A 14,507-nucleotide genomic window follows, 5' to 3' on the forward strand; every position below is an offset into this window, starting at 1 on the left:
CGAAGCCGAAGAGTTGGCTCGCTTAAGTAAAAAGCGTGATCAATGTTTAGCTCAAGGCGGCGATTGCTCTTCGTTGCAAGCAAGAATTAATGAATTAGGAGCATTAGATCGGGAAAGAAATAATAAATTGGATGAGGCCTGTCGCAATAAAATGACCGCAGAATGTGCTAAAGAGCTTGTTACGCTTTGTACAGCTCATTCTAGTTTCAAAGATTATCGCTCTCGAGAAAATTATAATCACTTGGTTGATGCTGAATTCCAAGAAGTATCCAGACTTCACGGTGAAATGCAAAGCCAAAGAATGGAAAATCTTGCTAAGCAGGCGTTAATGAAAATTTCTGTTGATGAACCTGTAGAAAATGCGGTTATTTTGACAGAAATTACGGTAAATGCTTTAAAAGGAGATGAAACAGCTAAAGAGCAATTAAGAAAAATTGGTAATGAAATTAAAAAGGCGGTGTTATCACCTATTGATACTCTATCAGAAAATACTCGGGCAGAATTAAAACAGGCAGATGAATTAGAAGCAGCAGGTTATCGAGATGAAGCTGATTTAATTCGGATGAAAGTTTATTTATCAAATGAATTGACAGCAATTAGTACACTTTCTGGTATTGCAGGGTTAGCTCATTCAGGTATAAAAAATGTTGGTAAATTAGCACTTAAAGAGGGTGCATTATCTAACAAAGTAGTTAATATTGAATGGGGAAAAGGTATTCAAAAGCAGGGTAAGGCTTGGGAAGAGTATTTACAAACCACTTCTCTTCCTGAAGGTACGTTGAATTTGAATGAAATTAAACCAAACTTTAAAACATTTGACCATCTATTGCCTGATGGCACAGCAGTGAGTGCTAAAACGATGGATACCGTAGGTTCTAAAACTTACCAAGATCCAAAACGAATTACTCATCAATTGAATAAGTATGTTGATGATATGGTGAATTTTACCGAAGATGGTAAGCAAAATAGTATACGCATTACAAGTGAACAAATTAAAAATAGGGAAATTTATTTAGCAATTCCTTATGGTTCAAATAAAGAACAATTGAAGGCAATAAATAGATCTACTGAATATGCAAGATCCAAAGGGGTTAACATTATCGTTAAGGAGATTAAATAATGAAACCTAAGAGCGTACTAATTGAAAAAAATAAAGAATATGTTTCTGTTATGTATTTACATTATGGAATGGCTTGGATTACTGAACCAAATCAAGATATTCAATTTTATCCACCTGATATTAGCAATATTGAACTTGGAATGATAATAAAATATAAGTTATCCCTAAGTAGAGAGATTGGTTTGGCAGAGTTTCATAAAATATTTAATTCAGAAGAGTTTAAATCTTTATCTAAAAGAACTGAACAGATGTTAAAAGATATTTTTGGATACAAAACCAAAAAAGCCATTTATAAAAATATGCTTTTTGTATCAGTATATATGAATGAACACTCTATTAATATTACTCCACATCATCAAGATAGTTTAGGAGGATATACTTCTGTAAAATCCACTGATGGAAAAGTGATAGAGTTTAAATACCCATTATTACTTTCAGATGAGGAATTAGGGAAGGCTGTAATGAATGCCTTTGAATATTGCACAAGTATTTATAGAAAATGATTTTAAATTTGATAGTGTCTGTCTTGGTATAAAAGTGCGGTTAAATTTTAAAAAATTTGACCATTTATTACCTGATGGCACAGCCGTTATATAACAGCTGGTAAACTCACATTAAGCAAACCTCAAAGCAGAGCATTGGAAAGCCAATGTTAAGTCACTTGAAGCTATCAGTCGATAAAATAAATATGACAGTTAGCAAACATATGAGACAGTTGTGACATTAAAGTATAATCTCAGGTGGAGCACTGTGATAGTCATACTAAAATCATCAATAATAACTATACTAAGTAGTATCCGCTAACTGCTATTTTAATATTAAATGTTATTTTTCTTTTTTAATTTTGCATAGTAGAAGCCATCACCGCCTTGTTCACAGGGGAAAAATTGTTTACCAATTTCGCCTTCTGCTTGTTCAAAAGGCAGTTGTTCTAATTGAGCATTCGGTGTTTTTGCTAGAAATGCAGTAATTTGTTGGCTATTTTCTTCAGGCAGTAAGGAACAAGTCGCATACAAAAGTATTCCATTAGGCTTTAGCTTCTTCCAAAGTGCTTCTAAAATTTTCTCTTGTAATTTGACTAGGGGCTCAATATCCTGTTCTTGACGTAACCATTTTATATCAGGGTGACGGCGAATTACACCCGTTGCTGAACAAGGTGCATCTAATAAAATACGATCAAATTGTAGATCAGTTTTCTTACCTATCAACTCTTCTGCTGCTTTAGGGATCCAACTATCAGGTTGAGTCGCATCACCACAAATCACGACTGCTTTTTGTTGTAAACGTTGTAGGTTTTCTGTAACACGATTTAGACGATTCTGTTCCACATCTAGTGCTATGACTTTGGCTTGTGGAGCTTGTTCTAAAATATGTGTGGTTTTTCCACCTGGCGCAGCACAGGCATCAAGAATGAGTTCTCCATTTTGTGGTTCCAATAGAATCGATGACCATTGAGCATGAACATCTTGTACACTAACCCAGCCTTCTGCAAAGTGCGGTAGGTTTTGCACTGAAATGGGTTGAGTAAGGCGCAAAGCATAAGGATTTACATCAGTACAACTGGTTAATTCTTGTTCTGCTAACAGCAAGGTGCGGTAATTTTCTGTAGAACAATGTTGTTGATTAACGCGAATCCACATAGGTGGTTTCTGATTATTAGCTTCCACAATTTCACGCCAATTATGTTGTGCCTGCATAGGGTAGGCTTTTTTCAATTTATTTACAAACCATTCAGGATGTAGGGTTTGCCAGTTTTTATCTACCACAGCGAGAATTTGTTCTTGTTCACGCAGAAAACGTCGTAACACTGCATTGATTAAGCCACGAAAATTTTCAGATTTTAATGGAGTAGTTGCATTGACTACCTCATCTACAGCCGCGTGAGGAGGAATTCTGGTATAAAGAATTTGATATAGACCTACTAGCAATAAACAATGTACGATACGGGTTTTGCCTTTTAGTTGTTTATCTACAAGTTTTTTAATAATTTGTTCTAAACGTGGAAGAACACGGCAAACACCAAAACAAATTTCCTGTAGTAAAGAGAGATCTTGAGGTTTGATTTGACTTTGTAACTCTGGAATTAATGCCGATAGCGATTTGCCTTGATCCAAAACTTGTAAAATAATCTGTGCAGATAATGCCCGCACAGAATTAACTTTAGTCGAGCGTTGAGAGCGTTTATTTGCTTGGGATGGAGGATTTTGACCTGAAAGTGCGGTCTTTTTTTGAGAAATTTTCATGATTCTAGACCTTATTCAAGTACTTTACCGACAGGGAACCAATCTGCACGTCCGTTTAATAGATCTTGTACCGACATTGGTTTTTTACCTGCTGGTTGAAGTTGTAATAAGTTCAGTACGCCTTCGGCTGTAGTGATTTGAATCCCCGTTTTATCTGCTTGCAAAATCGTGCCTGCTGGCTTTTCTACGTGAGGAAGTATGCTCGCTTGATAAACTTTTAACGTTTGTGAATGACCTTGTGCATCCGTGGTGCTAAAGTAACTCATTGGCCAAGGATTAAAGGCTCGAATACAGCGTTCCAACTGTTCAGCAGAAAGATTCCAGTCTAATTTAGCTTCTTCTTTAGATAATTTATCTGCATAGTTACTTTGTGCATCATCTTGTTTTTCTGCTGGGAATTTCCCTGTTTCTAAGCCATCTAAAACATTAATTAATGCACTTGGAGCAAGTTCCGCCAGTTTGTTATAAAGGCTAGTGGATGTTTCATCTTTGGAAATATCGCAATATACTTTATGAAGCATATCACCCGTGTCCAAACCTTCATCCATTTGCATAATAGTGACCCCAGTTTGGGTATCACCAGCCCAAATTGAACGTTGGATGGGGGCCGCACCACGCCAACGAGGTAATAATGACCCATGTACGTTCAAACATCCTAAACGAGGCATTGCTAATACAGCTTTAGGTAAAATTAAACCATAAGCTACAACCACCATGATATCTGCTTGTAAGGCAGCTAGCTCAGCTTGGGCTTCTTGTTTGCGTAATGATTTTGGTTGATAAACTGCAATATGGTGTTGTTCGGCTAATTGTTTAACTGCACTAGCTTGCAATTTTTTACCACGCCCTGCTGGTTTATCAGATTGTGTATAAACAGCGATAACTTCGTGATGTGAATCTAGCAAGGCTTGTAAATGTCGTGCGGCAAAATCAGGCGTGCCAGCGAAGATGATTTTTAATGGTTTCATATTGGATAATGTGCTTCGTTAAAAATAAGGATGTGAGAACATCTAATAAAAGGTGGAAGTAATCCACCTTATCGAATTTATATAAGTTAAGCTTGGTGTTTCGCCATTTGCTTTTGTAATTTGACCAATTTTTCTTTCATGCGATTACGTTTTAGCGGAGATAAATAATCTGCAAAGACAATCCCATTTAAGTGATCAATTTCGTGTTGAATACAAATGGCTAATAAACCATCAGCATGCAATGTGAATTCTTTACCTTGACGATTTAAGGCTTTCACGGTGACCTTTTCTTTGCGTGGAACATAGCCACGGAAACCAGGCAAAGATAAACAACCTTCTTCAATTCCTGTTTCGCCTTCACCATCAAGTAATTCAGGATTAATTAAAACTAATTGTTCAGTTTTTTCACCTGTAATATCAATTGTAATAACTCGTTTATGTACGTTTACTTGTGTGGCAGCAAGCCCAATGCCTTCTTCCTGATACATGGTATCAAACATATTATCAATAAAGGTTTGTAATTCATCATTAAATTCAGTAACAGGCTCTGCGATCGTTTTTAAGCGCTCATCTGGATAAATAAGTACGTTTAATACGGTCATATTCCCTCTTTATTTGTTATCAAATTGTTGTATTAAGTCTGACTATTCTACAAGGTTTTGTAGGATTTTTTAACTAAAAAAATAGCTTTTCGTAGAATTGAATTGATAGGTGGAAACTTTTGAGTAGAATACCGCACTTTCTCTAGCTATGAAAAGTGCGGTCTTTTTTAGCATTATTTTCTGAGCTTCACTTCTTCTACTGCATGGTCTTCACCTTTGCGTAAAATAAGGTTGGCACGTTCTCTTGTTGGAAGAATATTTTGTTTTAAATTTAAACCATTAATGCTATTCCAAATCTGTGTAGCTGTTTCAATAGCTTCTTGTTCAGAGAGTTTGGCATAATGTTTGAAGTACGAATCAGGATTACTGAAGGCACTTTGGCGAAATTTTAAAAAACGACGAATATACCATTCTCGTAAAAGTTCTTCATCGGCATCGACGTAAATAGAAAAATCTACAAAATCTGAAACAAAGGTTTGGCGTGTTCTCTGTGAGCCTTTTTGTAACACATTTAAGCCCTCAAGAATTAAGATATCTGGACGATCTACTAAAGTAAATTGATTAGGAATAATATCATAGGTTAAATGAGAATAAATCGGCACTCTTACATTAGGCTTACCTGATTTAACATCAGCCAAAAATTTTATTAATTTAGGTGTATCATAAGAAACAGGAAAACCTTTTTTATTCAGTAAATTATCCCTTTTTAATTTTTCTAAAGGATAAAGGAAGCCATCTGTGGTGATCAAATCAACTTTACGGGGCTTTGGCCAGTTTGATAACAGAGATTGTAGAATACGAGCTGAAGTACTTTTCCCTACAGACACACTTCCTGCGATACTAATAATATAAGGAACATTTTCATTGTTTCGTCCGAGGAAACGATTCATGACCGTCTGACGACGTAAATTTTCTTCTATATAATAATTAATTAAACGAGTAAGAGGTAAGTAAATTGTACTCACTTCATCTAAGGAAAGTTCTTCATTAAAACCACGCAATGGTTGGAGATCTTGTTCAGTTAGTTTAAGTGGTACAGATTTACGTAATTCTGCCCATTGTTGACGGTTAAAAGTCAAAAATGGACTGAATTTTTCTGTGTTGGGTAATGTATATTCTGCGTTCACGACAAATCAATTGAAAAAATAAAAGTATTATAGTAGGTAGAAATATACAATAGAAATGGTAATTATGCAGAAAATTTTACAGTAAATATCCAAAAATCTATCAGAACTCACATTTTTTGACTGAATATTAGGCGAATAGTAAAAAAATCGCAAAATTTTGCAAAAAATACTTGTCAGCGATAAAAATTCCCCTATAATACGCCTCACTTGCTTATGAGATGCCGACTTAGCTCAGTAGGTAGAGCAACTGACTTGTAATCAGTAGGTCATCAGTTCGATTCCGATAGTCGGCACCATTCTCTTATAAACAAGTTTTCATTTGTGTGGAGGGATTCCCGAGCGGCCAAAGGGAGCAGACTGTAAATCTGCCGGCTCAGCCTTCGAAGGTTCGAATCCTTCTCCCTCCACCATGTTTTATGAAAGTATTCCAGATTTGATGGGACAGACGAATTTAGAACAGCGGGCATCGTATAATGGCTATTACCTTAGCCTTCCAAGCTAATGATGCGGGTTCGATTCCCGCTGCCCGCTCCAGGCGCTGATATAGCTCAGTTGGTAGAGCGCACCCTTGGTAAGGGTGAGGTCGGCGGTTCAAATCCGCCTATCAGCACCATTTCCAAAGTTTCCAAATTCCTAATTCTCCTCAAAACTAAAATTTAATTTTCTACATTTGGTTAATGTGGTATTATTGAACCATCGATAACCGTGTTTGTTTAGAGGGACTTCTCAATGTCTAAAGAAAAATTTGAACGTACAAAACCGCACGTAAACGTGGGTACAATTGGCCACGTTGACCATGGTAAAACAACTTTAACCGCAGCTATCACAACAGTATTAGCAAAACACTACGGTGGTGCAGCTCGTGCATTCGACCAAATCGATAACGCACCAGAAGAAAAAGCTCGTGGTATTACCATCAACACTTCACACGTAGAATACGATACTCCAACTCGTCACTACGCACACGTTGACTGTCCGGGACACGCAGACTATGTTAAAAACATGATTACAGGTGCTGCACAAATGGATGGTGCTATTTTAGTAGTAGCGGCAACAGATGGTCCTATGCCACAAACTCGTGAACACATCTTATTAGGTCGCCAAGTAGGTGTACCTTACATCATCGTATTCTTAAACAAATGCGACATGGTAGATGATGAAGAGTTATTAGAATTAGTGGAAATGGAAGTTCGTGAACTTCTTTCACAATATGATTTCCCAGGTGACGATACACCAATCGTACGTGGTTCAGCCTTACAAGCATTAAATGGTGTAGCTGAATGGGAAGAAAAAATTCTTGAATTAGCGAATCATTTAGATACTTACATTCCAGAACCAGAACGTGCGATTGACCAACCGTTCCTTTTACCAATTGAAGACGTATTCTCAATTTCAGGACGTGGTACAGTAGTTACCGGTCGTGTAGAACGTGGTATTATCCGTACTGGTGATGAAGTAGAAATCGTTGGTATCAAAGATACAGCGAAAACCACAGTAACAGGTGTAGAAATGTTCCGTAAATTATTAGACGAAGGTCGTGCGGGAGAAAACATTGGTGCATTATTACGTGGTACAAAACGTGAAGAAATCGAACGTGGACAAGTATTAGCGAAACCAGGTTCAATCACACCACACACAGATTTTGAATCAGAAGTGTACGTATTATCAAAAGATGAAGGTGGTCGTCATACTCCATTCTTCAAAGGTTACCGTCCACAATTCTATTTCCGTACAACAGACGTAACAGGTACAATCGAATTACCTGAAGGTGTGGAAATGGTAATGCCAGGAGATAACATCAAAATGACAGTAAGCTTAATCCACCCAATTGCGATGGACCAAGGTTTACGTTTTGCTATCCGTGAAGGTGGCCGTACAGTGGGTGCGGGTGTTGTTGCACGTATCATCAAATAATAGCTAATCGAAAGATTATGGAAAAGGGACTCATTTGAGTCCCTTTTTATTATGCGGTTGTTAGTGTTTAACATGACCCTTTAAGAGCCTGTGATGTCCTCGGCGCTTATAGGGTTGTCTAAAAACCGCCCGTTTCACGGGCGGATTGTTATTTACTTAAATCAATTTGATAAATGGCGAAGCCAATATCATCTTTGCCAATGAAATGCATTGGATATTGTGCATTTTGTTTAATAAATGCAGTAGCTTTATCCGTTGGTGAAGTTTCGAAACGAATATCTAATTTCACTTTGCTATGGATTGGAGCTATACGCCAATTTTTATCTGCAGTAGGGCTAACTTCGCCTTTTGCTTTGCTTTCAGAGGCAATGTAATTAGCTAAAATTTGACGATTTTCGTCTGGAGCGGCAAATACAATATGGCTGTCTCCTGTGCCTGGGAATTTTTCTCCATAAGCACGATAGTTATTAGTGGCAATTAAGAATTCTGCTTTCGGATCGACAGGTTTCCCTTGATAAGTTAATTCAATAACTCGATGTGAATTTTGATTAATTAAATTACATTCACCGTCATAGCGTGCTGGTTGAGTAAGATCAAATTGATAATTTACCCCATCAATAACATCATAGTTATAAGTACGGTATCCTTCCCAATCTAATAAACTTTGAGGTTTTTCTGAAGTTGGGTCGATTTGTTTAAACATACCCGCACTACATTCTAACCATTCTTTTAATTCTTCTCCTGTTGCTTTTACAATAACTAAAGTATTTGGATAGAGATATAAATCAGCCGCATTGCGGAAAGTAAGTTCACCTTTATCTACTTCAGTAAAACCTGTTGGATCATTTTTACGACCACCTACTTTAAATGGAGCTCCTGCACTTAGAATTGGTAAACCAGCTAACTCAGGCAAGTTTTTTACAATATTTTCAGCATAGGCTTTTTGTGCTTGATTAACAATTTGAATAGTTGGATCATCTTGTACCAAAGCCAAATAACTATACATGTTGTCATTCGCTTTACCAATTGGTTGAGCGACAAATTTACGAGTTTCATTATGAGCTTCTTGTAAAAGTGCGGTTATTTCTGGATGATTTTCTACGGTAGCTTTTTTGGTTTCTGCATTATAAATTGGGCGTAATGCTGCTGTTCCATCAACCACCACCCATTTGCCATCTTTTTCAGCAAGCTTTAAGTCAATTACGCTAATGTTATTTGCCCAGTAACCTGCCATGCTTTCAGGTATATTTTTAACGGTCCCTTTTTCAATATTCGCATTAGGTGATTGTGCAAATTCTTTATTTGGAAACAAACGATGAGAATGCCCAAAGATGACTGCATCAATGCCTTTAACATCAGCTAAATGGAATGCCGCATTTTCCATTCCTTCATGATAGGCTTCATCGGAAGGCCCAGTATGAGCAAGTGCAATAACAATATCAGCCCCTTCCGCTTTTACAATTGGCACATATTTTTGTGCTGTTTTGACAATATCTCGTGCTTCTACTTTACCCGTTAAATTCGCCTTATCCCATACCATTACTTGTGGTGGGACAAAACCAATATAAGCAATTTTTACTTTTTGCGTTTTACCCATTTGATCAAGAATCGCCTTTTCTTGAATTACGTAAGGTTTAAACATAGGTTCATCCGTCCCAATTTTCACGATATTGGCATTAATAATAGGGTATTGAGCTTGTTTAATAATAGTATTAAGAAAATCTAATCCATAATTAAATTCATGATTACCCAAGGTGCCGATATCATAATGCATTGCGTTATAAGCAATAATTGCTGGATGTGTTTTTCCTTGTTTATAACCTACAGCAGCTTGATAGTCTGCAATAGGATTGCCTTGAATTAGGTCACCATTATCCACTAAAATTGAATTTTTCACTTCTTTACGGGCTTGTTCAATTAAACTAGCTGCCCGTGTAAAGCCGAATTTTTCTGTGGGTTTATCTTTATAGTAGTCAAAATCGGTTAAAAAACTATGTACATCAGTAGTGGCAATCACACGTAATTGTGCTTGGTTATCATTTGCTGCCCAACTATATTTATGGGTTCCAAGAATGAGCATTGCACTTGTCCCTAATTGTATAAATTTACGTCTATCCATTTGACACTCCATTGTTAGTTAAATAGTGAATTGAATAAAAAAGCTAAAGGTGATACCTTCAGACTTTTAAGATTGTAAAACATCTGAGAAAATTTTTGTTTGAAGAAGGTCACTAATTTCTAAAAATATAAGGAATTTTTATGAAAAAGATCAAAATCTTATTTATTTGTTTAGGGAATATTTGTCGATCGCCGATGGCTGAATATTTAATGAGAGATAAAATTGCAAAAGCACGATTAGCGCAGGTTATTGAAACGGATAGTGCAGGCATATCGGGCGAAAATGATGGTGATGATATGCATTGTGGTACTGCAGATATTCTTGATGCTTTGCACATTAAGAGTAATGATTTTGTGAGCCGCAAAGTGCGGTCTGAAGATTGGGAATTTTTTGATTATCTGATTGCAATGGATAAACAGAATTTATGCGATCTTGAACAGATGTTTGGACATCATCCTGAAAAATTGTTTAGTATTGCCAGTTTGTGTCCTGATTTGAAATATGATTATATTCCTGACCCTTGGTACACAAGACGTTTCAATGAAACCTATCAGTTGCTTGATAAATGTTGTGATGCATTATTAGCAAAATTACGAACTAAGCATCAGCTCTAAATTTTTAAAAAAATATACCGCACTTTGAAGATAAAGTGCGGTTCGTTTGATAAAAATTTTTGATAAATTACACTAATACTAACTCGACATTGAGCTCTTTCACTTTTTCTTGTACATGAGGTGCTAAGCCTTTATCACAAATGATTTGTTCAAAAGTGGTAAGCGGGAAAAGGAAGAAAGTTGCCACTTTACTATATTTGGATGAATCAGAGACTAAGATTTTATGGCGACTAGATTGCACAATAGCTCGTTTTACTGGGATTTTACTTTCATCAGGTGTTGTCAGTCCAGATAGATTCCAAGAGGAAGTAGAAATAAAGGCAATATCAATAGAAAGCTGACGTATGGCTTGAGCTGCGAGTTCACCTACAGAAGAACGGTTTTGTTTATTAATTGTGCCACCAATATGTATTAATTGGCATTTACCATTCATCATAAGATAGTTAGCAATGGCAAAATCATTAGTGATTACCAGTAAATCATCACGTTCTGTTATCAGTTTAGCTATTTCTAAGGTGGTTGTGCCTGCATCAAGGAAAATGCTACTATTTTGTGGAATAAAATGTAATGCTTTTAGCCCAATACTGGCTTTTTGTGGTTGCGATAATAAGGATTTATCATCATGAGTTGGTTCAACAGAAAGTCGCTCGAGTAATTGTACCCCACCCGAAACAGAAATTACTTTTCCTTCTTCTTCGAGTTTTTGAATATCCCGACGTACAGTCATATGTGAAACATTCAAGGTTTCAACTAAAGTATTGATGCTAACAATTTCTTGTTTATTAATTAGGGCAAGCAACATGCGTTGTCTTTCAGCAGGGATCATAAAGTTACCTTCCATAACATTTAAATTGTTTAAAAGTATATCGCATTTTTATCTAAGATACCGCATTTTTAGAATAATTAACAAAAGTTATCATTAGTGTTAATTATTGTGATGTGGATCTCATTTTTTTTCCTAAGAAATTGGCAGAATACAACTTATCTAATCAGTGAATAATATTAATTTGGAGAATATATTATGAGTAATTATGCGGTAGCAGTTATTGGTCTTGGTTCAATGGGGATGGGCGCTGCAGTATCATGTGTAAATGCAGGGTTAACCACCTACGGTATTGATTTAAATCCTGTCGCATTAGAAAAATTAAAAGCCGCAGGCGCGAAAGAAGTGGCAACAAATGGTGCATCATTCGCACAAGATTTAGATGCAGTAGTGGTATTAGTCGTTAATGCTGCACAAGCCAATGCAGCATTATTTAGTGAAACGGGTATTGCAAAAAAATTAAAACCAGGTACAGCAGTGATGGTCTCTTCAACAATGGCAGCTGCTGATGCACAAGCGATTTCACAAAAGTTAACAGATTTGGGGTTGCTCATGTTAGATGCGCCAGTTTCAGGGGGCGCAGCAAAAGCAATGAAAGGTGAAATGACGGTAATGGCTTCAGGCTCTAAAGAAGCGTTCGCTAAATTACAACCCGTGTTAGATGCAATAGCAAGCAAAGTATATAACATTGGTGAAGCAATCGGCTTAGGGGCAACAGTGAAAATCGTTCACCAATTATTAGCTGGTGTTCATATTGCTGCTGGTGCAGAAGCAATGGCACTTGCTTCCAAAGCAGGTATTCCATTAGATGTCATGTATGATGTGGTAACTAACGCAGCGGGTAATTCTTGGATGTTTGAAAATCGTATGAAGCACGTTGTTGAGGGGGATTATACTCCATTATCAATGGTCGATATTTTTGTAAAAGACCTAGGCTTAGTCAATGATACCGCTAAATCTCTTCACTTCCCACTTCATTTAGCAAGTACTGCTTATTCCATGTTTACTGAAGCAAGTAATGCGGGTTTCGGTAAAGAAGATGACAGTGCGGTAATTAAAATCTTTAGTGGCGTGGAATTACCAAAAAAAGGAGATCATTAATATGCTTGGGGTGATTGCAGACGATTTCACAGGTGCCAGTGATATTGCCAGCTTCTTAGTCGAAAATGGCTTAAGTTGTGTACAAATGAATGGTATTCCAAAATTACCATTATCAGATCAAGTCGATGCGGTGGTTATCAGCTTGAAATCTCGTTCAAATCCAGTAAATGAAGCGATTGAACAATCATTGCGTGCATTCAATTGGCTGAAAGAAAATGGTTGTACTCAGTATTATTTTAAATATTGTTCAACTTTCGATAGTACAGAAAAAGGTAATATTGGTCCTGTAACAGATGCTTTATTAGAGGCGTTAGATGATGATTTCACGGTTATTACGCCTGCATTACCCGTCAATGGGCGGACTATTTTTAATGGCTATTTATTTGTTGGCGATATTCTATTAAATGAATCTGGTATGCGAAACCATCCAATTACGCCGATGAAAGATGCTAACTTAATGCGTTTAATGGATGCTCAAGCTAAAGGTAAAACTGGCTTAGTGGCTTATCCAGATGTCATTCAAGGTGCTGCTCGTGTGAAACAACGTTTTGCAGAATTAAAAGCTCAAGGCTATCGTTATGCTGTTGTTGATGCCGCAGATAATTCTCAATTAGCCGTATTAGCAGAAGCTGTCGCTGACTTTAAACTTGTTACTGGTGGTTCTGGCTTAGGTGCTTATATGGCAGCACGTTTAAGTGGTGGTAAAAAAGGTACGAATGCTTTTGTGCCAAACAAAGCTAAAACCGTAGTGTTATCAGGCTCTTGTTCAGTGATGACCAATAAACAGGTGAATACGTATAAAGCCAAAGCAAGCCATATCTATCTCGATGTGCAGCAAGCATTAAATAATGCAAACTATGCTGATGAGCTTTATACAGAAGTAGTAAAACACTTGAATGAACCTTTAGCACCAATTGTTTATGCAACTGTTCCACCAGAAAAACTACATGAAATCCAAGCAAAATTTGGTGGCGATAAAGCCAGCCATGCTATTGAGAACACCTTTGCTAAATTAGCACAACGCTTAAAAACTGAAGCGGGGGTAGTCAATTTCATTACTGCAGGTGGCGAAACTTCTAGTATTGTGGTTCAACAATTAGGTTTTACAGGTTTCCATATAGGCAAACAAATTGCGCCAGGTGTGCCTTGGTTAAAAGCATTAGATGAAGATATTTCTCTTGCATTAAAATCAGGTAACTTTGGTAAAGAAGATTTCTTTGAATACGCACAAGGTATGTTGTTATGGCAGATTTAGCGCAAAAAGAACTTATGGTACAACTGGGACGTTCTTTCTATGAGCGCGGTTACACTGTCGGTGGAGCAGGCAATCTGTCTGTTCGCCTTGATGAAAACCGTGTATTAGTTACGCCAACAGGTTCTTCACTAGGGCGTTTAAAAGTAGAACGTTTGTCTGTAGTGGATATGGAAGGGAATCTACTTGAAGGTGATAAACCATCAAAAGAATCCGTATTTCATTTGGCAATGTATCGTAAAAATCCAAAATGTAATGCTATTGTGCATTTACATAGTACTTATTTAACGGCTTTATCTTGTTTAGATAATTTAGATCCAAGTAATGCAATGAAAGCCTTTACACCTTATTACGTAATGCGAGTTGGAAAAATGCAAGTGATTCCTTATTATCGCCCAGGTTCACCAGAAATTGCCAGAGAACTTGGTGAACGAGCATTAACGGGTAAAGCATTTTTATTAGCTAATCATGGTGTTGTCGTCACGGGATCTGATTTATTAGATGCATCTGATAATACTGATGAGCTAGAGGAAACTGCAAAATTATTCTTCATTTTACAAGGTCAAAAAGTCCGCTATCTCACAGATGAAGAAGTGAAAGATTTAGAAAATAGAGGAAAATAAA

The 14,507-nt window shown here is 36.9% G+C and carries 12 protein-coding genes, 4 tRNA genes and 1 pseudogene; 11 read left to right on the forward strand and 6 right to left on the reverse strand.

The genetic code is table 11. The features are described 5' to 3' along the window. Positions 1-10: 10 nt before the first annotated feature. Positions 11-1,120, forward strand: a pseudogene (locus tag BN1226_RS10945) (endonuclease toxin domain-containing protein); the annotation flags it as partial. Next, positions 1,120-1,623: a contact-dependent growth inhibition system immunity protein gene (locus BN1226_RS00855; protein ID WP_044469613.1), complete on the forward strand. Its 504-nt coding sequence runs from the start codon at positions 1,120-1,122 to the stop codon at positions 1,621-1,623. The pseudogene BN1226_RS10945 and the gene BN1226_RS00855, both read left to right, overlap by 1 nt. A gap of 315 nt (positions 1,624-1,938) precedes the next feature. Here BN1226_RS00855 and rsmB read toward each other — a convergent pair whose 3' ends face one another. From rsmB to coaA, 4 genes are all read right to left on the reverse strand, one after another. Then, on the reverse strand, positions 1,939-3,363 hold the full coding sequence (gene rsmB / locus BN1226_RS00860; protein ID WP_044469614.1) for a 16S rRNA (cytosine(967)-C(5))-methyltransferase RsmB: 1,425 nt from the start codon (positions 3,361-3,363) through the stop codon (positions 1,939-1,941). A gap of 11 nt (positions 3,364-3,374) precedes the next feature. Next, entirely contained in the window at positions 3,375-4,331 is a 957-nt protein-coding gene (gene fmt, locus BN1226_RS00865; RefSeq protein ID WP_044469615.1) for a methionyl-tRNA formyltransferase, read from the reverse strand. A gap of 86 nt (positions 4,332-4,417) precedes the next feature. After that, on the reverse strand, positions 4,418-4,933 hold the full coding sequence (def, locus tag BN1226_RS00870) for a peptide deformylase (RefSeq protein ID WP_044469616.1): 516 nt from the start codon (positions 4,931-4,933) through the stop codon (positions 4,418-4,420). A 173-nt stretch (positions 4,934-5,106) separates the two neighbouring features. Then, positions 5,107-6,060 (reverse strand): type I pantothenate kinase, encoded by a 954-nt coding sequence (gene coaA, locus BN1226_RS00875; protein WP_044469617.1) that lies wholly within the window; start codon positions 6,058-6,060, stop codon positions 5,107-5,109. Between the two features lie 220 nt (positions 6,061-6,280). Here coaA and BN1226_RS00880 point away from each other — a divergent pair. The 5 genes from BN1226_RS00880 to tuf all read left to right on the forward strand — a co-directional run bounded on the left by BN1226_RS00880 (position 6,281) and on the right by tuf (position 7,974). Beyond that, positions 6,281-6,356, forward strand: a tRNA-Thr gene (locus BN1226_RS00880). A 29-nt stretch (positions 6,357-6,385) separates the two neighbouring features. Then, a tRNA-Tyr gene (locus tag BN1226_RS00885) sits at positions 6,386-6,470 on the forward strand. Between the two features lie 49 nt (positions 6,471-6,519). Further along, positions 6,520-6,594 (forward strand) — tRNA-Gly (locus BN1226_RS00890). 3 nt (positions 6,595-6,597) lie between these two features. Continuing rightward, positions 6,598-6,673, forward strand: a tRNA-Thr gene (locus tag BN1226_RS00895). Between the two features lie 116 nt (positions 6,674-6,789). Then, positions 6,790-7,974: an elongation factor Tu gene (gene tuf / locus BN1226_RS00900; RefSeq protein WP_005759586.1), complete on the forward strand. Its 1,185-nt coding sequence runs from the start codon at positions 6,790-6,792 to the stop codon at positions 7,972-7,974. A gap of 148 nt (positions 7,975-8,122) precedes the next feature. Here tuf and cpdB read toward each other — a convergent pair whose 3' ends face one another. After that, a complete protein-coding gene (gene cpdB / locus BN1226_RS00905) occupies positions 8,123-10,093 on the reverse strand; it encodes a 2',3'-cyclic-nucleotide 2'-phosphodiesterase (protein ID WP_044469618.1) in 1,971 nt (656 codons plus the stop codon). Positions 10,094-10,233: 140 nt separating this feature from the next. On the opposite strand from cpdB, the gene BN1226_RS00910 reads away from it, so the two are divergent. Continuing rightward, the gene (locus BN1226_RS00910; RefSeq protein ID WP_044469619.1) at positions 10,234-10,707 is read left to right on the forward strand and encodes a low molecular weight protein-tyrosine-phosphatase; all 474 of its coding nucleotides are present in this window, start codon (positions 10,234-10,236) and stop codon (positions 10,705-10,707) included. A 67-nt stretch (positions 10,708-10,774) separates the two neighbouring features. On the opposite strand, the gene BN1226_RS00915 is transcribed toward BN1226_RS00910, so the two are convergent. Continuing rightward, the gene (locus BN1226_RS00915) at positions 10,775-11,533 is read right to left on the reverse strand and encodes a DeoR/GlpR family DNA-binding transcription regulator (protein ID WP_044469620.1); all 759 of its coding nucleotides are present in this window, start codon (positions 11,531-11,533) and stop codon (positions 10,775-10,777) included. A 195-nt stretch (positions 11,534-11,728) separates the two neighbouring features. Between BN1226_RS00915 and ltnD the strand changes: the two genes are divergently transcribed. From ltnD to otnC, 3 genes are read left to right on the forward strand one after another with little or no spacing between them, the layout of a single operon-like run. Next, positions 11,729-12,631, forward strand: a complete 903-nt coding sequence (ltnD, locus tag BN1226_RS00920) for an L-threonate dehydrogenase (RefSeq protein ID WP_044469621.1) — start codon at positions 11,729-11,731, stop codon at positions 12,629-12,631. Position 12,632: 1 nt separating this feature from the next. Then, positions 12,633-13,886 carry a 3-oxo-tetronate kinase gene (gene otnK, locus BN1226_RS00925; protein WP_044469622.1) on the forward strand — a complete coding sequence of 418 codons (1,254 nt, stop codon included), beginning with the start codon at positions 12,633-12,635 and terminating at the stop codon, positions 13,884-13,886. Further along, entirely contained in the window at positions 13,874-14,506 is a 633-nt protein-coding gene (gene otnC, locus BN1226_RS00930) for a 3-oxo-tetronate 4-phosphate decarboxylase (protein ID WP_044469623.1), read from the forward strand. The genes otnK and otnC overlap by 13 nt, the downstream gene beginning before the upstream one ends. The last annotated feature ends 1 nt before the right edge of the window (position 14,507 follow it).

The sequence above is a fragment of the Mannheimia massilioguelmaensis genome (assembly GCF_000940515.1).
In the GTDB taxonomy this organism is placed as follows: domain Bacteria; phylum Pseudomonadota; class Gammaproteobacteria; order Enterobacterales; family Pasteurellaceae; genus Basfia; species Basfia bettyae.

Coding starts and splice junctions, on each gene's coding strand:
- BN1226_RS00855 (WP_044469613.1), top strand. CDS start 1,120: ATGAAACCTAAGAGCGTACTAATTGAAAAAAATAAAGAATATGTTTCT.
- rsmB (WP_044469614.1), bottom strand. CDS start 3,363: ATGAAAATTTCTCAAAAAAAGACCGCACTTTCAGGTCAAAATCCTCCA.
- fmt (WP_044469615.1), bottom strand. CDS start 4,331: ATGAAACCATTAAAAATCATCTTCGCTGGCACGCCTGATTTTGCCGCA.
- def (WP_044469616.1), bottom strand. CDS start 4,933: ATGACCGTATTAAACGTACTTATTTATCCAGATGAGCGCTTAAAAACG.
- tuf (WP_005759586.1), top strand. CDS start 6,790: ATGTCTAAAGAAAAATTTGAACGTACAAAACCGCACGTAAACGTGGGT.
- cpdB (WP_044469618.1), bottom strand. CDS start 10,093: ATGGATAGACGTAAATTTATACAATTAGGGACAAGTGCAATGCTCATT.
- BN1226_RS00910 (WP_044469619.1), top strand. CDS start 10,234: ATGAAAAAGATCAAAATCTTATTTATTTGTTTAGGGAATATTTGTCGA.
- BN1226_RS00915 (WP_044469620.1), bottom strand. CDS start 11,533: ATGATCCCTGCTGAAAGACAACGCATGTTGCTTGCCCTAATTAATAAA.
- ltnD (WP_044469621.1), top strand. CDS start 11,729: ATGAGTAATTATGCGGTAGCAGTTATTGGTCTTGGTTCAATGGGGATG.
- otnK (WP_044469622.1), top strand. CDS start 12,633: ATGCTTGGGGTGATTGCAGACGATTTCACAGGTGCCAGTGATATTGCC.
- otnC (WP_044469623.1), top strand. CDS start 13,874: ATGGCAGATTTAGCGCAAAAAGAACTTATGGTACAACTGGGACGTTCT.